This window comes from Pseudomonas sp. S2_C11 (assembly GCF_054668395.1).
In genome coordinates this window covers 5,092,489-5,113,244 of sequence record NZ_CP162765.1, presented here as the reverse complement: position 1 = coordinate 5,113,244, position 20,756 = coordinate 5,092,489, and the positions used below count along the sequence as shown (strand labels likewise).

The window sequence follows — 20,756 nt, the reverse complement described above, 5'->3', positions numbered from 1 at the left end:
AATAACCGGTGTTTTTGTCATGTAAAAGTCGTTTTTCAAGCGCTGCAGATTCCGTTTCAAGCAGTGCTTCAAATGCCTGAAATTCTTTCTCATGGACGCAAATTCTCCACCCAATAGATTAGGGCGTTCAACGCAGCGGAGAATTTGGTAATGATCGTTTTGAACAGAGAAGTGGGCGAATCGCTACGGCGCGACAAGTTTGTCAACGTCCAGGGTGGTGACTTCAATCTCTACGGTCATTTTGCCGACTTCGTCAGACTGACCAAAAGTTGGGAAAACATGGAGCCAGACAGCTACTACGGTCAGGCCGAAGCCGGCATGCGTTATCGTCGTTACAGCGACTTTGAATACAACCCGAAAACTCGCGAGCTCAAGCAACTTGAGCATCGCGCCTATGTGCAATCGAAAGAGAACAACGCTTACGTCGGTGGCGTGGTGCGCCACTTCCAGGACTTTTCCGAGGAAGTGATCTCCTCGCCGGTGATGCGCAGCCTGATCGACACCGATTTCGAAGTGTACAAAAGTGTCCTGCCGGAAGAGTTGCACGATGAAATCTGGCAGTGCCAGATCCATCAGATCCGCATCGAGATCAAACCCGGCAAACAGCTGGAAATCACTCCTGAAGGTATTCATTGCGACGGCTATCCGTTCAGCGGTGTGCACTTCTGGGGCCGCAGTAACGTAGAGGGTGCCGAGAGTCGACTGTACGACATCCACGAGCATCAACTGGCGGCGACCACCTACGAGGAAATTCTCGATACCACCTTCTTCCTCGATCGCGACATGCGCCACTACGTGACCCCGGCGCGCAATACCCACACCCATGCCATGGCGTACCGGCAGATTCTGGCGATTTCCTTCTCGCGGCCCGGGACCGCTTTCGACATTGTTCGCTAATCAGATCACCCCAATCGACGGCGTCGAGTGCTCGACGCCAGTGGTACTGCGCCGCGCCACCGCCAAGGATGCGCAACGCATGGAGCGCTTCTTCCGCCAGTTCGACGAAGTGTCGTTCTGCGAATGGCAGGACGCCAAATGCCTGCGCGGCGTGTTGATCCAGAAAACCACCACGGCGTATCTGGCGTTCGATGTGGCTGGCGAGATCGTCGGCGCGGTGCTCGGCGGCATGCTCGGCAGTCGCGGCACGATCAATCATCTGGCCGTGAGCCCGCGCTACCGCAGCCAGGGCGTGGGCCAGCGTCTGGTTGAAGCAGCGTCGTCCGACATGAAACGGGTCGGGGTGCTGCGGATGTTTCTGTTCGTCGACGATGCTAACCTCGCGGGCAAGCGATTCTGGGCTGCCCAGGGTTTTTGCGAGCCTCACGGCGAACGAACATTTGAGAGGGATCTATGAATGAAAGGTCCGGCAGCGCGCCGCTGATGGCGACTCATCAGCCGTCGCGCACGTTTGCCGAAGCCAGCCCGGTGGTCGCCGGGTATTTCACCGTGTCGTTTGTCTTCGGGCTGATGGCGGTCAACGCCGGCCTGCCGATGTGGCTGCCAGTAGCGATGTGCTTGTTCGTCTATGCCGGCGCTTCGCAGTTCGCCGCGCTGGCGCTGATCTCCAGCGGCGCCTCGCTGACCACCATTGTGCTGACCACTTTCCTGATCAATGCGCGGCACATGCTGATGTCGGTGTACATGGCCAAGGCCCTGCGCGCCCTTGGCTTGAGCCGCATGGAGCGTTGGGCTTACGCCGGTGGCCTGACGGATGAATCCTTCGCCTTTCATAGCGTCAAGCTCGGCACGGGCGCACCGGTCAATGTGCGTTACCTGATCGGCTTCAACCTGTTCTGCCACACCTCGTGGGTGCTCGGCGGTTTGCTCGGTGCGGTCTGCGCGCAGTACGCGGCGCACTTGATCAAATATCAGCTCGACTACGCGCTGACGGCGATGATGCTTTACGTGCTGGTCTCGCTGTGCAACACGCGCAACAAACTGATTGCCGCCGCTGCCGCCGTGGTCTGCATGGGGGCGCTGAGCCTGATCGGCAGTTCGCCCTTCAACGTATTTATCGCCACGTTTGTGGGCTGCGGAGTGGGTGTATGCCTGACCAAACGTTCCTGATTCTGGTGGTGGTGCTGATGATGGCCGTGACCTTCCTGCCGCGCGCCTTGCCACTGCAGATCAACACCGAACACTGGCCGCCCTTCGTGGCGCGGGCGCTGGAATATCTGCCGGTGGCGATCGTCGCTGCGATCAGCCTCACACCCCTGTTGATCAAGGATCGGCAGATCCAGCTCGATCGCCCGGAATTCTATGCTGCGATTCCGACGTTGCTATGTGCGTATTTCAGCAAAAACCTCTTTCTCAGTGTGGCGGTGGGGACGGCTGCGTACATTGCGCTCGGCTCGTTCATGTAGCGGCAGATCAACGACGTCGTTCAGCGCCTGGTGCGACAGCTCCGGATTGTTTACCGCCAGGCGCACTTCGAGGAAATCCTCGAAACCGGGAAAAATCGTCAGACCGTTCTTCTGCGCCGCTTCACGCGAGACCATGCCGACCGCATCCATCTGCGTGATCAACGACAGCGTCAGGGTTTCGCTGCAGGAATAGACCATGCGCTGGCCGTTCTCGTGATTGCCCAGCCCGGCGTCGAGAAACCGCAAGAAGCTGTGGGAATACGGACAATCTTCCGCAGGACGCACCTGAAACTTGTTGCCCAGCAAAGTCAGCGGATCGTTTTCCTGACCGCAATGCGCACCGACCACCTGCACCTGCACATCCGGCAGGACGATGCTCGGCAACCCCGGGCGCTGTGGGCCGATCAACACCGCCAGATCGAAGTCCTCATTCTTCAGCTTGCTGAGGTTTTCCATCGACTCGGCGTAGCTGAATTCCATCTGGTAATCGGGAAACACCTCAATCAGGCGTCCGATCATGCGTCGGTTGAAATCAGGCGACAGGGTGTTGTTCAACGCCACCTTCAACGTGCGCTGCCCGGGCACCTTCAGCGCCTCGACCTTTTCTTCCATCTGTCGCGTGGCGATCAACACTTTGTCGATGTAAGGCGTGAGCTCCGTACCTTGCGGCGTCAGCGTCAGGCCCTTGTTGGAGCGGCGAAACAAGCGGAAACCGAACTGCTCTTCGACCTTGTTCAACTGTGCGGCCAACGCCTGCACGGTCAGGCACGAATGCTCGGCTGCGGCCGACAACGAGCCGGTCTGCACGATGCGCATGAGGTTGCGTAAGGTTCTGCTATCCATGGGTAATGCCCTCTGAAGTGGGCTGGGTATTGTTGTTTACGAAACGACCGAAACGGCGCCATATGCCGGCTATATTCCTGCACCTGAGCATAGTTGTCGCGGATTTAGTAGCGAATTGATTTCCCCGCCGATGGCTGGAGGCTGACAGAGGATCGGGGTTTTTGGTGAAGTGGGGGTGATGAAGGTCAAAAAAGTGCGTGGTTTTGGTGCGCGGGGAGATTTTTTTCGAAGAGAAACAGCTTACATCTTCCTAGCTTTTTGCCTGCGTCATACGCAGATAGGTCTCAGGTAAAGTAACGATTCAGCTGATAGCGCCCAACAGTCAAAGGAGTTGAAATGGATGTCTGGCATGCGAGCCATGGTGGTAGATAACCACCTATCAACTTCGCATTGACCCACAAAGATCACTCCGAACACAATGCAGAGGTAGCGCTGATGTAGCTACAAAACCACGATGAGGTAATTGAAATGGCTGCACTACTGAAAACTACCGATGTGCGCTGCCGCATTGATGAGGATTTGAAAGCGCGTGCCACTGAAGTCTTGAACGCTTGCGGGCTGAGCATTAGCGACGCCATGCGACTTTTTCTGCGACAGGTTGTTGCTACTCAGGGGCTTCCCTTCGAGGTGCGAGTTCCATCGGAGAAGACGGCCCGCGCAATGATGGAAGCACGAGAAATCCGTCAGCGTTTCGACTCGATAGACGACATGCTAAGGAATGCTGATGGCGAAACAGGAGAAAACGCAAAAACGCGCTGATCGGCCTAAACAGTGTGCACAGACTTCTGAATTCAAGAAGTCTTGGGATCGTTTAGGGAGTCATTCAGAACTGTTTAAATAGCGCAGAAAAACATAAGCCGGCTTAACTCCGGCTTCTGTGCGTGTGATTGTTACGATTCGTTCATTTGTGTATCAAAACGCTAAAAAATTACAGTTATGTACTAGTCTTCAGCTAAGACAAAAAATCAGGAGGCGTCTATGCCTACCTCATCCCCAGCTCTCACCCCACGCGAACAACTCGACGCCCCCGAAGCCGGCCGCGTTGCGCTGAAGTTCTTCTTCAACCTCATGGAGCACTGGGGCTGCAACGCCGAGCAACAACGCACCCTGCTCGGAGGAGTCGGCAACACCACGTTCTATAAATACAAACACCTGCCGAACGTACGTCTGCCTAACGATACCCTTGAGCGCATCTCTTATCTGATGGGCATTCACAAGGCGCTGAGCATCATCTTCAGCAATAGCCGTGAGCGCGCCTACAAGTGGGTCAGCAGCCCGAACACTGCGGCACCGTTCAATGGCAAAACCGCCCTGGATTACATGCTGGCGGGCCGGGTGGTCGATATCGCCGATGTACGCCGCTACCTCGACGGAGTGCGCGGTTGAAAGCGCCGGCGCCGGTGGATGTGCCATGGCCGCGGGCGTATCGCATCGTCAACAGCAGCTTCCCGCCGATTGCGCTGTTCGAAGACGTCCTCGACCCCGAGGACCTCGAAGTTGCCTACGCCATCGAAGCGCTGACCAATGATCGCCTGATCGAACAGGCCGGCGTACTCGCTCGCGTACGTCCCGAAGATCGTCTGTCCGGCCCCGGTTCCAGCCCGGTGATGGCCGCGTTCACTCACGTCGGCAAACGCAGCCGTTTCAGTGACGGCACCTTCGGCGTCTATTACGCCGCCAGCAGCCAGGCTGCGGCCATCGCCGAAACCTGTTTTCACCAGGAACGCTTTCTTGCCGCGACCTGGGAAGCCGATCTCGAATTGACCATGCGTACCTATATCAATCAGGTGACCAAACCGCTGCATGATGTCCGCCATGGCTTTGATCACTTGCATCAGCCTGATCCTGAAGCCTATGGCCCATCACAGCTGTTCGCGCGGCAACTGCGCGATGCCGAGTCGTGGGGCTTGCTCTATAACAGCGTGAGGTTGCCTGGGCATGAATGCGTTGCGGCGTTTCGTCCGCCGGCGGTATCGATTCCGAAGCAGGGCAAGCACTTGCGCTATGTCTGGAGCGCAAGTGAGGGCAGAATTTCGTTTGTGTTCGAGGTCAGTCAGGTCTGAATTATCGCTTTGACTTCGTCGAGTGTTTTGACCGGAATGACGCCGGAAGGAATTCGCGAAGAGGGCGACAAGTTGTAAACGGCAAACTCTTTGCCGACGACTTTGTCGGACATGAGTTTCAGAGATGGAAGTATTCTGGAATGAAAATGCTGATCCAGACCGCACGGCGAGATAGAGCTTCCATTAGTCTCGTAAAAGCGCCCCGCGGACTGGTTCATATCCGCTCCCACCAAAATCACCTTTGAAAAGCCTGCGTGATAGGCAAGTTGGAGTGCGAGATACAAGACTGTGCGGGCATCAAAAAAACCATGGGCCAGGTTTTTGCTGAACCCGATACTGCGGTTTCGACTACCCCAAACAGCTCGATTACGTACCAGATCCTGGTTGTTGCGCAGTAGCCATTCAGTCAAGGTTGGTTTGGGCGCTTTCTTGAGCAAATAGAGATCACCTGTCGGTTCAACAATCAGTTCCTGAGCCTGGTTAGCCCACACAGCTACACGCTGACTAGTGCGCATCGCATAGGCAAACAGTTCAGGTTGTTGTAGCGAAAAACTGGTATCGGTGCATGCGTAGAAGAACGGCTTTATGCCTGTTCCCATGAACATGGATATCGCACCGTTCACCGTGATCATCGGGATGTCGGCAAACTGTTCGATGGGAAAATCTTTCGCGGAGCTGCCCGAAACGATGATGAATGCAGCGCCGTGAGCGATATTTCGGCAGTCAGCAAAGTCCCTGACGTGGAGGGGAAGTGGGGAGGCATTTGGCGTTCTTGATGTCGAGTTCATCGATGGTCTCTAGGTCCATGTCATGCGTTCAGTCCGTTGTGCTGACGTGATGAAGCGAGATGACTCTTCCACAGCGCCGCGCTTTGTAAGGGAGTGTTGCGCTCGGCGTTAGTTCCCAATTGGCTGCGGGGCGGCCGATGCGTTGGCCAAGAACGCTCCAGTGGCTGGCGGGTTATCTGGATAGATGCAGGAGGGAAGTCGGATATGTCCGCGCATCAAGGGATCTTGAGGAAGGCCGGCATGTTTTCGGCAGGCCTGAAATGCAAAAAGCCCTCGCATCAACGAGGGCTTCGGATGGCGGTTTGCATCAATGCCTTTCTGGTGGCGAATCCATTACTTCACCACATCATCGATCAATGCCTTGCTTAGCTCGTGCAGATACTGCGAGGCATAAGCGCGGACTTTGCAGGATTGGGAACAGGGGCACAGGCAGCCGACGGGTGCAGCGCAGACTCTCTTGCGGGTGGCAAGTCAGCATCCTGAGGCGTTGCGGGATTTACATCCTGCCCGATCCCCATTTTGGACGTCTTGGCTGACTCAGAAACAACAAAGCCCCTGCATTTCTGCAGGGGCTTTGTTTTGTATGGTGCCGGCACCAGGAGTCGAACCCGGGACCTACTGATTACAAGTCAGTTGCTCTACCAACTGAGCTATACCGGCGTGTGGGCGACGATTATAGCGATTGGGTAGATCCTGTAAACCCCTGAATTCAGACTATTTTTGCATTCCGGAAAAATAAGGCAGTGCGCAAATTTATACGCAGCTTTTGTACCTTAAGCGCAGTGAGGCATTTATGCAGGGCGTACGGTTGAGTCTGGGCTTTCGGGGCCTTGCAGTTATTCACTCGGCTAGCCCAATATTCGTCGGTTATGTCGTTTTGATTGGCAGCTTATGCACAACTGAGGGGCGCGGATACTGGCTTATACGAGGTGTTGTGAACCCATTCTCATCTTGTTCGCAAATCCTTGTTTTACAGGTTTTTTATTCATGTGAACAAAAAATGACCAGTGTTGTTAAAGCGACCAAACAGGCGCAGATATTGGATCCACAGCAAATCCATCAACAGAGTTATCCACAGGTCGTAACGTTTTAGGCGCGCTCGGCGAGCAGCAGTAAGTTACGCGGTGTGAGAGAGGTATCGCAAAAGGTGCCGAGGCGTACGACGTATCCCTGTTCTGCGAGGAAAAGCGCCCGATCCAGATTCAGCCAGAGCTCAAGCGGTCGGCGGAACAAACCGCAAAGCAATTCGAGATTGCGAACTTCGGCCAACCGCTGCCAACCGGTTGCTTCGAGTGCGGGCCAATCTGCCTCACCGATTGTGGATAACTCTTTGAGCACAGCCAGATCGCGACAGTAATCGGCGAACGGTTTGTCCAGCCAGGCGCTGGGCAGGGAGGGCGTTGGCAGGTATTCATCGACGCCGCGCACTTGCCGTTGCAGCAGGTCAAAAGCCAGGCGACGAGCCATCGATGTGTCACGCTGGCGCCGGACGCGCGCACCGGCGGTGACGGTTTCGTTCATCGGCAGCGCCAGATCTTCCAGCGAGAGCTGTAGAAGCGATGCCGATCCTGCGCAGGACAAGGCCTGGTATTCGTTACGACTGATGCGGTTGTAACAGCACGGTGCGATCGCCATTTGCTGGCAGCCGGCAGCACTGGCCAAATGCATCAAGCGCACGTGCAGATCACCGCATGCGTGGAGGGCGACGGGGGTGTGGGCGGCGTTCAATACGGCCGGGGCGTCTGCCGCGAGTACATCCTGTTCGACATGCAGGGCGTGCAAGTGATGACGCTGACTCAGTGCCTGACCGCTGGCGACCAATAAAGGATCGTATTCAACGCAAGTCAGTTGCTGCCCCGACCCCATTAAGCGCCGTCCCAAGTGCCCTTTGCCTGAACACCAATCCAACCAATGCGTCGGTGGCGAAGCGAAAGACAAGCGACCGGCAAACGCCTCGATCTGCTGCCACTTGCGCCCGGGCACATCGACATTCAAGCGATGCCCGGCAGCCTCAAGCGCATGCCCCGGAAACTCATCGACCGTACTCAACTCTGCCGACAACTTCGCCAATGAAGCGAACGGCTCTGGCGCATCGACAAGATCAGCAGGATGGTTATGCGCGCGTTCTGCGGCTTCCAGCGATCGCTTGCGTAGCCACGCAGACAACTCCGGGTAGGACGCTTCCCATGGAAGTTGTAGGTGAGTGAACGGTCGAGGTTTCCACAGCGCCTGATGCTCAATCAGAAAAGCATCCAGCGCGGTGAAGCGGGCGAGTAAGTCCTCGCCCGTCAGCACGCAGGAAGTGTCAGCGGCCTTGGCAGGCATCGACGCGCAGCCAGCGCTCCAGCAGCTTGAAGCCGCGTACCAGCACGTAAGCCATGACCAGATAGAACACGCCGGCGGCGAAGAAGATCTCCACCGGCAGATAAGTGCGGGCGATGATCGTGCGTGCCATGCCGGTCAGTTCCAGCAGGGTCACGGTGCTGGCCAGGGCGCTGGCCTTGAGCATCAGGATCACTTCGTTGCTGTAGGCCGGCAGGCCGATGCGCGCGGCACGGGGCAGGATGATGTAGAACATCGCTTTCGGTCTGGACATGCCCAAGGCTCGCGCGGCTTCAATTTCACCGGGTGGAATCGCCTGAATGGCACCGCGCAGAATCTCGGCGATGTACGCCGCTGTGTGCAAGGTCATGGTCACGGTCGCGCACCAGAACGGATCGCGCAGGTAGGGCCACAACGCGCTTTCACGTACGGCGTCGAACTGCGCCAGGCCGTAATAGACCAGGAACAGCTGCACCAGCAACGGCGTGCCCCGGAAAAAGAAGATGTAGGCGTAAGGCAGCGAGCGCACGTACCAGCGCTTCGAAGAGCGGGCGATGCCCAGCGGAATCGCGAGCAGCAGGCCGGCAATGACCGCGATGCCGACCAGTTCCAGCGTCAGGGTCGCGCCCTGTGCCAGTTTTGGCAGCCACTTGATGATGACTTCCCAGTTCATTGCGCGCTCCTCGCAAAGCCGCGGGCGGCGCGTTTTTCCAGCAAGTGCATGCCGGTCATCGCCAGCACTGTCAGGCCGAGGTACATGATCGCCGCGACCATATAGAAGGTGAACGGTTGTTTTGACACGGTCACACCGATCTGCGCGTGACGCATGATTTCTTCCAGACCGATGACCGATACCAGCGCGGTGTCTTTCATCAGGATCATGAACAGGTTGCCCAGGCCCGGCAGGGCAATGCGCCACATCTGCGGCATGATCAAACGGGTAAAAATCCGCCATTTCGACAGGCCCAGAGCCTGGCCGGCCTCACGGTGACCCTTGGGAATGGCCAGCAGGGCGCCGCGAAACACTTCCGTGGCGTAGGCGCCGAAGCACAGACCCAGTGCGATCACACCAGCGGCAAAAGCGTTGAGTTGCAGGTCGGGGTTGCCGAAGTACTCACCGAGGGCGCGCATCAGGTTGACCGTACCGAAGTAGATCAACAGCACCCAGAGCAATTCCGGGACGCCGCGCACCAGCGTCGAATAGGTACCGCCAAGCCATTGCAGCGGCTTGTACGGGGAAGTCTTGGCCAAGGCGCCGAGCAGGCCGAGCACCAGGCCCAGGCACAGGGCGGTGAGGGCCAGTTGGACGGTCATCAGCGCACCAGCGGCGAGCGCCGGGCCGAATCCGTAGAGGTCGATAATCATGGGTTTCTGTTCAAATTGCGGCAGGCAAAGTCGGGAGCCGGCGCCGCTTGATCGCGGCGCCGGTCCCACAGGTCAGATCAATAGATGCTGAACGGGAAGTACTTGTCGTTGATTTTCTTGTAGGTACCGTCAGCGACGATTTCCTTCAGGGCGGCGTTCAGCTTGTTGCGCAGTTCGTTGTCACCCTTGCGCACGGCGATACCGATCTTGTCGCTTTCCACTACCGGGTCGCCCTTGAACTCGTAGTTCTTGCCAGCGTCGGTTTTCAGCCAGTCATAGTTGGCGTACTTGTCGGCGAGGATCGCGTCGACACGACCGGAGGTCAGGTCGAGGTAGGCGTTTTCCTGGGTGTCGTAGAGGCTGACCTTGATATCGTCACCGTAGGTGTCTTCCAGCCAGGTGCCGGCCAGCGTTGCGCGCTGGGTGCCGATGGTCTTGCCCTTGAGCGAGTCCTTGTCGGTTTTGAAGTCGACGTTTTTCGGCGCGATGAACTGCAATTTGTTCGAGTAGTACGGGTCGGTGAAGTCCACCGCGGCTTTGCGCTCTTCGGTGATCGACAGCGAGGAGATCAGGAAGTCGAACTTCTCGGCGTTCAGCGCCGGAATGATGCCGTCCCAGTCGGAAGTGACGACGGAACATTCGGCTTTCATCTTCGCGCACAGGGCGTCGCCGATTTCCTTGTCGAAGCCGACCACTTGGCCGCTGGCGTCTTTATTGTTGAACGGCGGGTAGGCCGCTTCGATGCCCATCTTCAGGGTTTCAGCCATGGCACCGGCGCTGAACGCGAGGGTGACGGCGGCGGCCAGGAAGACCTTTTTGAAATTCTGCATGCATGTTGCTCCGTTAGCGGTTGCTGGACATGAATTGTTTGCAGCGCGCCGAAAGCGGGTTGTCGAACACCTGCTGTGGCGATCCTTGCTCTTCTATAAGGCCCTGATGAAGGAACACCACTTCGCTGGAAACCTGGCGGGCGAAGCCCATTTCGTGGGTCACGAGCAGCATGGTGCGGCCTTCTTCGGCCAATGCGCGGATGACACTAAGTACTTCCTGAACCATTTCCGGGTCAAGCGCGGAGGTCGGTTCGTCGAACAGGATCACCTTCGGCTGCATCGCCAGCGTGCGGGCGATCGCTGCGCGTTGTTGCTGACCACCGGACAATTGCGCCGGGTAGGCGTGGCGCTTGTCGGCGATGCCGACCTTGGCCAGCAACGCTTCGGCGACTTCGATGGCCTCGGCCTTGCTCTGGCCGAGCACGCGGCGCGGGGCTTCGATGACGTTGTCGAGCACGCTCATGTGCGGCCACAGATTAAAGTTTTGAAATACAAAACCAATCTCCGAGCGCAGGCGGTTGATCTGTTTGCCGTCAGCGGCGACCAGTTCGCCGTTCTTCGCGGCTTTGAGCTTGAGTTCTTCACCGGCCACCAGGATCTGGCCCTGGTGCGGGTTTTCCAACAGGTTGATGCAACGCAGGAACGTGGACTTGCCGGAACCGGAAGAGCCGAGGATCGATATCACGTCGCCGTCGCGGGCGGTCAGCGAGATGCCTTTGAGCACCTCCAGCTGTCCGTAGCGTTTGTGCAAGTTGCGGATTTCAAGCGCGGGCGTGGCCTCAGCCATGTGCGTTCCTCATATATGTTGCGCTCCTGCTGTTGGCGGGCCTTCCTGACGAGGCGGCCAAGCTAGCATAGCGTTTCAATGGCAGCCAACAGCGCTACGAGCGGTAAACGGGTGGCATGTGGCGGGTTGTCGCATCGGCGCAGCAGACTGTCGCCCCATCAACAACCGGACGGGTGTTTGATCGTGCATACCCGTGGGTGCCGCGTAAAAAAAGGCGCGATGTTGCCAGCTTTGGCGGGGTGTTGGAAGCGCTATCCGGCCGAACGTTCCTTATTCGCCCTTTTTCTGTGCGTCGCACACTTTTTCTGTGTGTTTCTGGTGCGCTGATTCGTCTTGAAAGTGAGTCGCCGGGTAACGTTCTGGCGAATAGCCATTAAACTCAAGGACTTGCATCGGATGCCGGAGCCCCCGGCCCTCAAGGACTTGAAACATTTTGGCGCAAATATTGCGTGCAGAATAAGGAACAAGCCGTTGGATTCTTTTTACGAGAAAGAATTTTCAGACGCGCCGGACGCACTCGCTTTCCTTGCAAAGGTAGTCTCTATGAGCAGTACCCCAAGCTCCACTGGCCTCGAACAGGGGCTCAAACCGCGTCATGTGACCATGTTGTCGATCGCCGGTGTGATCGGCGCCGGTTTGTTCGTAGGCTCCGGCCACGCCATCGCTGCCGCCGGCCCGGCCGTGCTGCTGGCCTACGCCGCTGCCGGTACTCTGGTGGTGCTGGTGATGCGCATGCTCGGCGAGATGGCCGTGGCTTCGCCGGACACCGGTTCGTTCTCGACTTACGCTGATCGCGCGATCGGTCACTGGGCCGGATTCACCATCGGCTGGCTGTACTGGTGGTTCTGGGTGTTGGTGATTCCGCTGGAAGCCAACGCCGCCGCGACCATCCTGCATGCGTGGTTCCCGGGTGTCGACATTTGGGCTTTCGCGCTGGTGATCACCATGCTGCTGACCGTGACCAACCTGTTCAGCGTGAAGAATTACGGTGAGTTCGAGTTCTGGTTCGCCCTGATCAAGGTGCTTGCGATCATCGGCTTCATCGGCCTCGGCCTTGCAGCGATTTTCGGCTTCCTGCCGACCAGCCAGGTCAGTGGCGTTTCGCACCTGTTCGACAGCGGCGGCTTTCTGCCCAATGGCATGGGTGCTGTGCTGGGCGCGATCCTGACCACCATGTTCTCGTTCATGGGTACCGAAATCGTCACCATCGCAGCGGCGGAATCGAAAGACCCTGGCAAGCAGATTTCCAAAGCGACCAACTCGGTGATCTGGCGGATCGGCCTGTTCTATCTGGTGTCGATTTTCATCGTGGTTGCGCTGGTGCCGTGGAACGATCCTACCTTGGCCAACCTGGGTTCCTACCAGACCGTACTTGAGCGCATGGGCATTCCCAACGCCAAGATGATCGTCGACATCGTCGTACTGGTCGCAGTGACCAGTTGCCTGAACTCGGCGCTGTACACCTCCTCGCGCATGCTCTTTTCCCTCGGCAAGCGCGGCGATGCCCCGGCCATGTCGACCCGCACCAACAAGAGCGGTACGCCTTACTGGGCGGTGATGTTGTCGACCGGCGCAGCGTTTCTCTGCACCTTCGCCAACTATGTGGCTCCGGCCGCGGTGTTTGAATTCCTCCTGGCCAGCTCCGGCGCCATCGCCCTGCTGGTGTACCTGGTGATCGCCTTCTCGCAACTGCGCATGCGGAAACAGCGCATGGCGCGCGGCGAGAAAATCGTCTTCAGCATGTGGCTGTTCCCCGGGCTGACCTGGGCGGTGATCATCTTCATCGTCGCCGCGCTGACCATCATGCTGTTCCAGGAAGCCCACCGCGTGGAGATCCTTGCCACGGGCCTGCTGAGCCTGATGGTGGTAGCCGCTGGTCTGCTGGTGTCGCGCCGTCGCAAGCTGGAGAAGCGTGGTGCGGTGGTGTTGAACTGAGTCGTAACGCGTGATGTAAAAACGGCCGCTGTCAGGGATGACTAGCGGCCGTTTTTGTTTCTGAGCTTTCCAGTCAGGTTAAACCCAGTCCTCGATTCGCAAACCGGAAACGCGTTGAAACTCCCGTACGTTGTTCGTCACTACAATGAGTCCAAGTGAGCGTGCGTGGCCAGCGATCATTTGGTCGTATGGCCCGATCGGCGTTCCAGCCTTCGCGAGTTCAGATCGAACCATCCCGGCCTGTGCGGCTGCGTCGTTATCGAAAGGCAAGACATCCAGTCGCGCGACAAATCCTTCAACAATTGCCAGATTTTTCTCCGGGGCCGCCGACTTTTCAGCACCGTAAATAAGCTCCATAAGCGTGATAGCGCTGATGCACAACTGCTCGGAATGTCGATTGAAGGCTTCCCGGACAATTTGTGGTTTGTTCTTGATGGTGAAGATGCAGATATTTGTATCCAGCATGTACTTGATCATCAGAACGACTCGCGCTCCTGTTCAGTGGGTTGCTCACGGTTAGCCATGAAATCAGGGCTGACGCTGTCGCCATCAAACCAGCTATCCCAGCTTTCTCCAGCAGGCGTAATGACGCGTGTTCTGCCAATCGCGATGACTTCCACTCGTTTAACGTCGCCGGGCATCGCAACTGCCTTTGGCAGTCGGACTGCCTGACTTCTGTTGCTCATGAAAATTGTGGTCTGCTCCATATTCGAGCTCCCGGGTCTGTTCCTGTGATTAGCTCAGGATAGATCGTGCTGGGGATATGTCAATGGGATATACATCGTCACCGGACAAAGAGTAGCTAGGCCATCCAAACAAAAACGGCCGCTGTCAGGGATGACTAGCGGCCGTTTTTGTTTCTGAGAAGGGCTTATTCGCTCTTGCCTTCCTGGGTGTCTACCGACTTCCCATAAGCATCCAGCGCCACCCCGAAATCCGTAATGAACTGCGGCTCGCTCAGCCAGGCCTGGGCCTGTTCGATGGTCATGCCGTCGGCCCACATGCGGTAGTCGATGAGCATGTCGGCGGCCAGGTGGGTGGCGGCCATGCCTTCGTTGTCGGCGTTTTCCATGTCGAGCAGTTCAGGATGGTCGACGATGATGAAGGCCAGTTCGCGCAGCAGGGTCAGCAGCATTTCGTTGCGGCTGACGGCTTCGGCATCGCGCATTTTGCTGAACATCGCCAGGGTGTATTCCGGGATCGGCTCGGCGAGGTGGCCGAGCTCTTCGTCCTGATCCAGCGGTTTGCGCCCGACCATACGGATCTGCTTGGCTTTGGCCTTGGCGCGTTTAGCGCGTTTCTGTTGCTTGTTCAGGGATGCCATGGGAGCTCAGTTCTTCTGTTGGGTTTGTGCCGCGATCGCGTCGGATGCCGCTACGTAGTCAGCCTGGAATGCCGGAGATTCGATCCACGCCAGCGCGCCGGCCTCGTCGGTTTCCTGCGACCACTGGCGATACTCGATCAGCGCGGCGAGGATGAAATCCATCGCGCCTTCCTCACCCTCCTGCTCATAGACCAGTTCCAGCAGCGGATCTTCAAGGAACGCGGTGCACATGGCCTGTTGGCTGATCTTCTCGGCGTCGATCATTTTCTTGAACAGCTCGGTCAGGTCCACCGATTCGAAATCGATGCGGTCGTCGTTCGGGTCGAGCTCGACCGGCGCTTCGGCGCGCTTGGTGCGGTTCTGCTTGGCCTTGGCTTTGGCCCGGGTGGCGCGTTTTTGCTGCTTGTTGGCGGAGGCCATGATGTGTTCCGTCGTGCGTTGAGAGGGGCTCAGCTGCGTGGCACTTGTCGGCCGGGTGTATCGGCGGCCAGTGCGCCGGTCTGCAGCCAGGTCAGAGCAATGGGCCATAGTGTGGCTTGGTATGCGCTGCGAAAAAAGCCGAAATGTCCGACTTGTCGTTCGCCGATGTCCTGCGGCGCAATGCGCAGATGGGTTTTTGCCGCGTTGCTGAAGTAGCCGAGCAGGCGTTCGATCGCCGGGATCGTTCCGTAAGGATCATCGCTGAGGCTGATGGCGAGGGTCTGCGCGCGGACGCCATCGAAGGGCAGGGCGCCCGCCTTTTTCATCAGCACCCGACCGCTTGGACGATCCTCGTACCGTGCAGTGGGGGTGCTCCAGTCGCAGACAACGCCGGTTGGCGTGTCCTCCAGCCAGCCGATCCGCTTGCCTGGAAAATAGCCGCAGAGCAGCGCCATCAAAGGCATGACCACATGCCACTTGCCGAACATCCGCCAGCGCTGTTCGGAAGCATAATCGCGCCAATAAGCGAACTGCGCACCGACGGTTACCAACCGTCGGATCACCTTGCCCGACTCCGCTAAGCCCGCCGCGCAACCGCCGAAACTATGGGCGACCACATCGATTGGCTGACCGGGAAACTCCCGCTGCGCGCGTTTGAGCATCGCTTCGAAATCCAGAGCGCCCCAGTCAGTCCACGAAGCGCGCAGCCCTTTGATCGATTCGCTGCGTGATTCGCCAATGCCCCGGTAATCGTAGGTCATCACATCGCAGCCATGGCTGAACAGGTAGGCCGCGAACCGTGAATAGTGCCGACAGCGCACCGAGGTGGCGGCGTTGATGATGACTACCGGGCGCTGAGGATCGGGCGAACTGTGGCGCCAGGTGAAGCCGCCGAGTGCGTAGCCGTCGTCGGCAGTTTCCTTGAAGGACGTGCCTTCAGCTGCAGTCAAAACTGGTTGGCTCAACTCTGCGTCTTCCAACTCGAATGGGGGCTTGCTGCCTATGGCGCTTGACCTCGGCGGTTAGGTGCCAACCATAGTCGCCGCGCTGATCAAGAACAATCCGGCCGGTTCATTCACTGGATTGAATGAGCATGCGTTCTTCGATCAACGCCTGTTCGCGGTTGAGTTCAGCACGTAACTCTTCTTCGCTCGGCAGTATCGTCTTGTAGCTGCTGGCGAACAGTTGCTCATTGCCTTTGAGCATGGAATAGCGCGCCACCGAGCCATTGCTTTCCGCGCTGAGAATGATACCGACGGTTGGCTTGTCACCTTCGCTGCGCTTGAGCTCGTCGTACATGCGCACATACATGTCCATCTGCCCGACATCGCGGGCGCTGAGCTTGCCGCGTTTCAGGTCGATGATCACGAAGCACTTGAGCAGGTAGTTGTAGAACACCAGATCGATATAGAGGTCAACGCCGTCAGTGCTGATGCGTTGTTGGCGGGCGACAAAGGAAAAGCCTTTGCCAAGTTCAAGCAGAAAGCTTTGCAAGTGATCGATGAGGGCTTGTTCGAGTCCGCTTTCCCTGACTTTGCCTGCCGAGGGCAGGCCGAGGAATTCGAGCATGACCGGATCGCGAATGAATTCCCGCGGATTGCATTTCATCGCGTCGATGTTGGTCGTGGCTTCCTCGACCACCTCGGCTTTGTCCTGACTCATCAGCAGGCGCTCGTAGTAGAGCGTCAGGATCTGACGATCAAGGGCGCGGCTTGACCAGTTGAGGTCGGCGCATTCGTTCATGTACCACAGGCGCGCTTTCTCGCTTTCGACGCGTAGCAGGCGGCGGTAGTGGGTCCAGCTCAATTCGGAACGCACTGCGTTCCAAATTGGAAAAGACTGATAAAAGCTACGCATATATCGCAGATTGCGCTCATCAAATCCCTTCCCGAATTGCCCCGTTAGATCCTTCGCCAGCAGCGCGAGCAACTGCTGGCCATAACCCGCACGCTGAGCGCCTTTTTGTTCGAAATCGACGATATGCCGGCCGATTTGCCAACAAGTCTGCACCTGAATCGTATCGACCGCGCGTAGCACTTTTTGCCGCGCCTGGCGAATCAGCTCGCCCAGTTCGCCCAGCAGTGAATCGATTTTATGGTCTTGCGTATCAGCAGGTTTGAGCTGGCTCATCGGGTCTTCCGCATTCTGGAAACAGAGACGCAAGCATGCCGGGGAAGGCGGCGCAGGTATGTCGGGCGAACCTGCGAGTTCGGAAGGAAGGGTGGGACAGGCGTTGCAGGACATTGCCACCGGAAGGCGCGTAACAGGGTAAATGTCCGTAGTCCATTTCGTGCTTTTGCCCAGTCAATCGCCGCAGAGTTGGCAGCGCTGCGGTGAGCGATCTGGTGTTGCGCTGGAATGAAAGAACAGGCAGGTAAGAGGCTGCTTCAAAAAAGCGCCCCAGTTGCATCATCGCGAGCGCTTGCCCTTCGGCCTCTGCTCACGCACCCGCCCTTTGCGATAAATCCACAGCCCGAACACACCGATGGCCAACATGAACGCGGTCCAGAAGCTCTGCCACATGAACTCGAACCAGTATCGCCGAGGTTGCAGTGCCAAGGTGTAGGTGCTGCGCGGTCCGCGATTGTTGGTGGTGATGGAACCGCTGATCCAGCTTTCGATAAGCATGTAGATCGAAAGACACACGGCTAAGGCAATCAGCACGCCAGCGAGCACCGTCAGCCAGAATGTCCAGTGGCTCGGGCGATACGGCGGGGGATGCGGCAAGCGAATACGGGTTCTTTTCTGATTCATAAGCGAGGCTCGCGCAAGTCGGTCAGGAAACTGCCAGCTCTTGCAGCTGTTCAGTCGGCATCTGCCGCGGGCTCGTCGGGCGTGCGGCAAGGTGGGCGCATTCGGCGATCACCTTGAGAATGCCGATCACCGCCGGGGTCAGCGTAGTGCCGAGGCAAATGCGCACGCCTGTGGAGGCCTGGCCGTCGGCGAAAAATATGCCGCTGCCAGCCACGTGGCAACCACGCTCCGTGGCCAGTTGCTGCAGCGCCGGCATGTCGGTGTGTGCAGGCATTTCGACCCAGTGGATGAAACCGCCGCGCGGTGGCACATAGACGGTCCCGAGCGGGAAATCCGTGCGCACCAGCGCTTCGACAAAACTCGCCAGCGAAGAGAGTTGCGACCTCAATCTGGCGCAGTGCTCGTCCATGTAGCCACGGCCGATGAATTCATTGAGAACATTTTGCGCCAGGCTGGAAACGGCCAGGTTGCGCGAAAACATCTGCGCGAGGATGGCATTGCGGTATTTGCCGGCCAGACACCAGCCGACGCGATAACCCGGCGCGATGGTTTTGGAAAAGGACGAGCAGTAGATCGTCTGGCCGCTGCTGTCGTAGCTCTTGAGGGCGCGCGGTCGATCAGCTTCGGGCACCAGGTCGAAGAAGATGTCGTCTTCGATGATCGGCACATCCGCTTCCCGGGCGATCCTGGAAAGTCGCGCGCGCGCTTCGTCGGGCATGATGAAACCACGCGGATTCTGCAGCGTCGGGTTGAGAAAAATCACCGCGACCTTTTTTTGCTTCAGCGCTTCTTCCAGATGATCGACATCCAGGCCCGTACGCCCGTGGGTGCGGATCGGCAAGGCGCGCATGCCCAGGCGTTCGATGGTCTGCAGAATGCCGTAATAGGTCGGGGTTTCGATGGCGACGGTAGCGCCTTTCGACGCGACTGCTTCGAGGGCGAGTTCCAGAGCGATGGTGTCGCCCGATGTCACCAGAATGTCGTCCGGCCCGCATACCACTCCGCGAGTCAGCATCAGGCCGGCAATACGCCTTCGCAGCGCGGGAAGGCCGGGTGGCGCGACCAGACCGCTCAGCGCGTTGTCGGTCCTGGCGGCCAACACCGAGAGGCATTTGTTGAGCAACACGTTGGGCGTGAGATCGCTGTGCAGGACGGCCGAATTCAGCGATGCGGTGGTGCGCGAGGCCGCCTCGGAGAGCATCGCAACCACCGCATGATTGACGTTGACGGTGACACTGGAAAAGTCGAAAGCGCCGGACGGTTTTGCCCGCCCTGATGCCGAGACGAAGTAGCCGACGCGCGGTACCGTCGAGACGTAGGCGTCGGCCTCGAGATCGGCCAGCGCCCGCTGCACCGTGGTGATGCTGGTCTCGAACATCCGCGCCAGAACGCGGATTGACGGCAGTTTCGCTTCGGCCGCCAGGTCACCGCTGTCGATCTGGCGAATAATCCAGTCCTTGACTATCCGCCAGCGCTTGTCCGGCAAATCAAACCTGTCCATAAGTTCTCTGTGATGATTCGAAACAATTCACAGAAAGTAGAGCAAAACGATCCCCGTTGCAGCAACTATGACGATGTTCAGCGCCACCAGACCGAAGGCGAAGCGGATCAGGCTGTTTTCTTCCTGGCGGTTGGCCCCGGCAAGTCCGGTGATCAATGACAGGATCGACAGCGAGCCAAGTGCGCCATGGCCGGCGGCGCTGTTGACCATTGCCGCCAGCCACGCCCCGTGTTCGCTGCTCAGCGCGGCAATGGACGGCATCACCAGCGTGTTGCCGCCGACGTTGGAGCCGGTGACATAACCGGCAATCCCCGCCAGCAGAGCGATCGTCGGCGCCAGCGAAATACCCGACATGGATTGCAATGCGCTTTGCGCCTCGACGAGGAATCCAGCGTTGACCATCACCTGGGACAGCAGCAGGAACAGGAAGATTGTCGTGACCGGAAACTTCGCCCGGTTGAACAGCGCTGGCCACGGGAAACCCGCGCTCGCGGTTTGCCTGAACGCCATCAGCACGGTCACGATCAGCAGCGCCAGCCCTGGAGACGCCAGCGGCTTCCATGAAACGTGTTCGCCCCTGATGACCCACAGGCCATCCCAACCCGACAGCACGAACAGTCCGCGCGACGCCACAATCACTCCCAGCAAGGCCAGATAAGGCCATGCCGCGCTCGGCCAGCGCACCAGTTTTTTCCGTTGCGCCCAGGAGATGCCCAGGCCGACGCAAGCCACGGCCAGCCCGGCCAGCACACCGGAAACTTCCGGGCCGACCCACAGGTTGACGCAATACAGCACGGCAACGAACAGGGCGGTCACGACGATCAGCCCCAGCCACGGAGTAATCCTGCGGATGCCGGCCTGCCACAAGGCCAGCGACGCCAGGCAGAGGAACACCGGCGCGCTGATCAGCGCTGAATGGCTACCGAGGGTTTGCGCCGGCAAATGTGCCAGCAAGGCGCCGATCACCGTTGCCAGACCCAGCGTGCCCCACGGCATGATGACCATGCCGGCGAGGGCGATTTTCATCCCCGACTGGCGAGTGAAAAGCCCCATCAGCAGCGGCACCGTGGCGATCAGCGAAACGCCGAAGCCGGTCATCGCTTCCAGCAGCGGCGCCAGACCCAGCACGATGAAAATCACCTGCGCCGGGGGTGTCCAGCCGAGTTCCTTGACCCACGCGCCGATGGCCTGTGGCGCGCCGCCGCGCTCGACCAGAATGACGAAGGCCAGCCCTGGGACGATGACGCACGCGGTGCTGAGAAACAGGATCGTGGTGTCCTGAAAAATCGCCGAGGAGATCGCCGCCGACACCGGCCCGGCAGCGCCCAGTGCCCACAGCACCAGGACCAGCACCACACCGGCCAGCGCGGCCTGTACCGGCGGACGCCGGAGGATCAGGATCAGCGCGATCACCAGCGCGATCGGTGACATTTGCAGCAAGAGAGAGCTCATAGCGGTTTC

The 20,756-nt window shown here is 58.4% G+C and carries 25 protein-coding genes, 1 tRNA gene and 1 pseudogene; 9 read left to right on the top strand and 18 right to left on the bottom strand.

The genetic code is table 11. The features are described from left to right. Window positions 1–150: 150 nt before the first annotated feature. The 4 genes from AB4N48_RS23020 (at window position 151) to AB4N48_RS23005 (ending at window position 2,363) form a co-directional block, all read left to right on the top strand. Window positions 151–897 (top strand): 2OG-Fe dioxygenase family protein, encoded by a 747-nt coding sequence (locus AB4N48_RS23020; protein ID WP_041477502.1) that lies wholly within the window; start codon window positions 151–153, stop codon window positions 895–897. Between the two features lie 79 nt (window positions 898–976). Further along, window positions 977–1,354: a GNAT family N-acetyltransferase gene (locus AB4N48_RS23015; RefSeq protein WP_016986309.1), complete on the top strand. Its 378-nt coding sequence runs from the start codon at window positions 977–979 to the stop codon at window positions 1,352–1,354. Next, on the top strand, window positions 1,351–2,067 hold the full coding sequence (locus tag AB4N48_RS23010) for an AzlC family ABC transporter permease (protein WP_016772152.1): 717 nt from the start codon (window positions 1,351–1,353) through the stop codon (window positions 2,065–2,067). The genes AB4N48_RS23015 and AB4N48_RS23010 overlap by 4 nt, the downstream gene beginning before the upstream one ends. Continuing rightward, on the top strand, window positions 2,046–2,363 hold the full coding sequence (locus AB4N48_RS23005; RefSeq protein ID WP_024011198.1) for an AzlD domain-containing protein: 318 nt from the start codon (window positions 2,046–2,048) through the stop codon (window positions 2,361–2,363). The genes AB4N48_RS23010 and AB4N48_RS23005 overlap by 22 nt, the downstream gene beginning before the upstream one ends. On the opposite strand, the gene AB4N48_RS23000 is transcribed toward AB4N48_RS23005, so the two are convergent. Then, window positions 2,280–3,206, bottom strand: coding sequence for a LysR family transcriptional regulator (locus AB4N48_RS23000; RefSeq protein WP_016772151.1), 927 nt, complete (start codon window positions 3,204–3,206; stop codon window positions 2,280–2,282). The two genes, AB4N48_RS23005 and AB4N48_RS23000, sit on opposite strands and share 84 nt — an antisense overlap. A gap of 468 nt (window positions 3,207–3,674) precedes the next feature. On the opposite strand from AB4N48_RS23000, the gene AB4N48_RS22995 reads away from it, so the two are divergent. The 3 genes from AB4N48_RS22995 to AB4N48_RS22985 all read left to right on the top strand — a co-directional run bounded on the left by AB4N48_RS22995 (window position 3,675) and on the right by AB4N48_RS22985 (window position 5,269). Further along, window positions 3,675–3,965, top strand: a complete 291-nt coding sequence (locus AB4N48_RS22995) for a type II toxin-antitoxin system RelB/DinJ family antitoxin (RefSeq protein WP_056787159.1) — start codon at window positions 3,675–3,677, stop codon at window positions 3,963–3,965. A gap of 219 nt (window positions 3,966–4,184) precedes the next feature. Next, complete coding sequence (locus AB4N48_RS22990) at window positions 4,185–4,592, top strand: MbcA/ParS/Xre antitoxin family protein (protein WP_460094369.1); 408 nt, start codon at window positions 4,185–4,187, stop codon at window positions 4,590–4,592. Continuing rightward, window positions 4,589–5,269, top strand: coding sequence for an RES family NAD+ phosphorylase (locus AB4N48_RS22985; RefSeq protein WP_460094368.1), 681 nt, complete (start codon window positions 4,589–4,591; stop codon window positions 5,267–5,269). The genes AB4N48_RS22990 and AB4N48_RS22985 overlap by 4 nt, the downstream gene beginning before the upstream one ends. Here AB4N48_RS22985 and AB4N48_RS22980 read toward each other — a convergent pair. Together AB4N48_RS22980 and AB4N48_RS22975 are read right to left on the bottom strand one after the other, a co-directional pair. Then, a complete protein-coding gene (locus AB4N48_RS22980; protein ID WP_460094367.1) occupies window positions 5,260–6,057 on the bottom strand; it encodes a lipopolysaccharide biosynthesis protein in 798 nt (265 codons plus the stop codon). The genes AB4N48_RS22985 and AB4N48_RS22980 overlap by 10 nt on opposite strands. A 333-nt stretch (window positions 6,058–6,390) precedes the next feature. Next, a complete protein-coding gene (locus tag AB4N48_RS22975) occupies window positions 6,391–6,435 on the bottom strand; it encodes a hypothetical protein (protein WP_236168269.1) in 45 nt (14 codons plus the stop codon). A gap of 19 nt (window positions 6,436–6,454) precedes the next feature. Between AB4N48_RS22975 and AB4N48_RS22970 the strand changes: the two are divergent. Then, a pseudogene (locus tag AB4N48_RS22970) lies at window positions 6,455–6,556 on the top strand (helix-turn-helix domain-containing protein); the annotation flags it as partial. Window positions 6,557–6,641: 85 nt separating this feature from the next. Here AB4N48_RS22970 and AB4N48_RS22965 read toward each other — a convergent pair. From AB4N48_RS22965 to AB4N48_RS22940, 6 genes are all read right to left on the bottom strand, one after another. Further along, window positions 6,642–6,717 (bottom strand) — tRNA-Thr (locus AB4N48_RS22965). A gap of 429 nt (window positions 6,718–7,146) precedes the next feature. Further along, complete coding sequence (locus AB4N48_RS22960; protein ID WP_460094366.1) at window positions 7,147–8,382, bottom strand: methyltransferase; 1,236 nt, start codon at window positions 8,380–8,382, stop codon at window positions 7,147–7,149. Further along, window positions 8,363–9,052, bottom strand: a complete 690-nt coding sequence (locus tag AB4N48_RS22955) for an ABC transporter permease (RefSeq protein ID WP_460094365.1) — start codon at window positions 9,050–9,052, stop codon at window positions 8,363–8,365. Before AB4N48_RS22955 ends, AB4N48_RS22960 begins: the two co-directional genes overlap by 20 nt. After that, the gene (locus AB4N48_RS22950) at window positions 9,049–9,744 is read right to left on the bottom strand and encodes an ABC transporter permease (protein ID WP_016772144.1); all 696 of its coding nucleotides are present in this window, start codon (window positions 9,742–9,744) and stop codon (window positions 9,049–9,051) included. The genes AB4N48_RS22955 and AB4N48_RS22950 overlap by 4 nt, the downstream gene beginning before the upstream one ends. A 77-nt stretch (window positions 9,745–9,821) precedes the next feature. Then, the gene (locus tag AB4N48_RS22945) at window positions 9,822–10,574 is read right to left on the bottom strand and encodes an ABC transporter substrate-binding protein (protein WP_056787192.1); all 753 of its coding nucleotides are present in this window, start codon (window positions 10,572–10,574) and stop codon (window positions 9,822–9,824) included. Between the two features lie 13 nt (window positions 10,575–10,587). Continuing rightward, window positions 10,588–11,361 (bottom strand): ABC transporter ATP-binding protein, encoded by a 774-nt coding sequence (locus AB4N48_RS22940; protein ID WP_024011209.1) that lies wholly within the window; start codon window positions 11,359–11,361, stop codon window positions 10,588–10,590. 543 nt (window positions 11,362–11,904) lie between these two features. On the opposite strand from AB4N48_RS22940, the gene gabP reads away from it, so the two are divergent. Continuing rightward, a complete protein-coding gene (gabP, locus tag AB4N48_RS22935; RefSeq protein WP_016772141.1) occupies window positions 11,905–13,296 on the top strand; it encodes a GABA permease in 1,392 nt (463 codons plus the stop codon). 78 nt (window positions 13,297–13,374) lie between these two features. Here the strand turns inward: gabP and vapC are convergent, their stop codons facing one another. The 9 genes from vapC to AB4N48_RS22890 form a co-directional block, all read right to left on the bottom strand. Further along, entirely contained in the window at window positions 13,375–13,773 is a 399-nt protein-coding gene (vapC, locus tag AB4N48_RS22930) for a type II toxin-antitoxin system tRNA(fMet)-specific endonuclease VapC (RefSeq protein ID WP_460094364.1), read from the bottom strand. Next, window positions 13,773–14,003 carry a type II toxin-antitoxin system VapB family antitoxin gene (gene vapB / locus AB4N48_RS22925; RefSeq protein ID WP_024011210.1) on the bottom strand — a complete coding sequence of 77 codons (231 nt, stop codon included), beginning with the start codon at window positions 14,001–14,003 and terminating at the stop codon, window positions 13,773–13,775. The genes vapC and vapB overlap by 1 nt, the downstream gene beginning before the upstream one ends. 164 nt (window positions 14,004–14,167) lie before the next feature. Beyond that, on the bottom strand, window positions 14,168–14,620 hold the full coding sequence (locus tag AB4N48_RS22920) for a hypothetical protein (RefSeq protein WP_236168219.1): 453 nt from the start codon (window positions 14,618–14,620) through the stop codon (window positions 14,168–14,170). A gap of 6 nt (window positions 14,621–14,626) precedes the next feature. Beyond that, window positions 14,627–15,040 carry a hypothetical protein gene (locus tag AB4N48_RS22915; protein ID WP_016772137.1) on the bottom strand — a complete coding sequence of 138 codons (414 nt, stop codon included), beginning with the start codon at window positions 15,038–15,040 and terminating at the stop codon, window positions 14,627–14,629. A gap of 29 nt (window positions 15,041–15,069) precedes the next feature. Further along, window positions 15,070–16,005 carry an alpha/beta hydrolase family protein gene (locus AB4N48_RS22910; protein ID WP_256584334.1) on the bottom strand — a complete coding sequence of 312 codons (936 nt, stop codon included), beginning with the start codon at window positions 16,003–16,005 and terminating at the stop codon, window positions 15,070–15,072. 106 nt (window positions 16,006–16,111) lie between these two features. After that, window positions 16,112–17,170, bottom strand: a complete 1,059-nt coding sequence (locus AB4N48_RS22905) for a PDDEXK nuclease domain-containing protein (protein WP_460094363.1) — start codon at window positions 17,168–17,170, stop codon at window positions 16,112–16,114. A gap of 279 nt (window positions 17,171–17,449) precedes the next feature. Further along, window positions 17,450–17,794 carry a hypothetical protein gene (locus AB4N48_RS22900; protein WP_056787206.1) on the bottom strand — a complete coding sequence of 115 codons (345 nt, stop codon included), beginning with the start codon at window positions 17,792–17,794 and terminating at the stop codon, window positions 17,450–17,452. Window positions 17,795–17,816: 22 nt separating this feature from the next. Beyond that, on the bottom strand, window positions 17,817–19,295 hold the full coding sequence (locus AB4N48_RS22895) for an aminotransferase-like domain-containing protein (protein WP_252885149.1): 1,479 nt from the start codon (window positions 19,293–19,295) through the stop codon (window positions 17,817–17,819). 27 nt (window positions 19,296–19,322) lie between these two features. Then, window positions 19,323–20,747, bottom strand: a complete 1,425-nt coding sequence (locus tag AB4N48_RS22890; protein WP_150637955.1) for an L-lactate permease — start codon at window positions 20,745–20,747, stop codon at window positions 19,323–19,325. Between the last annotated feature and the right edge of the window lie 9 nt (window positions 20,748–20,756).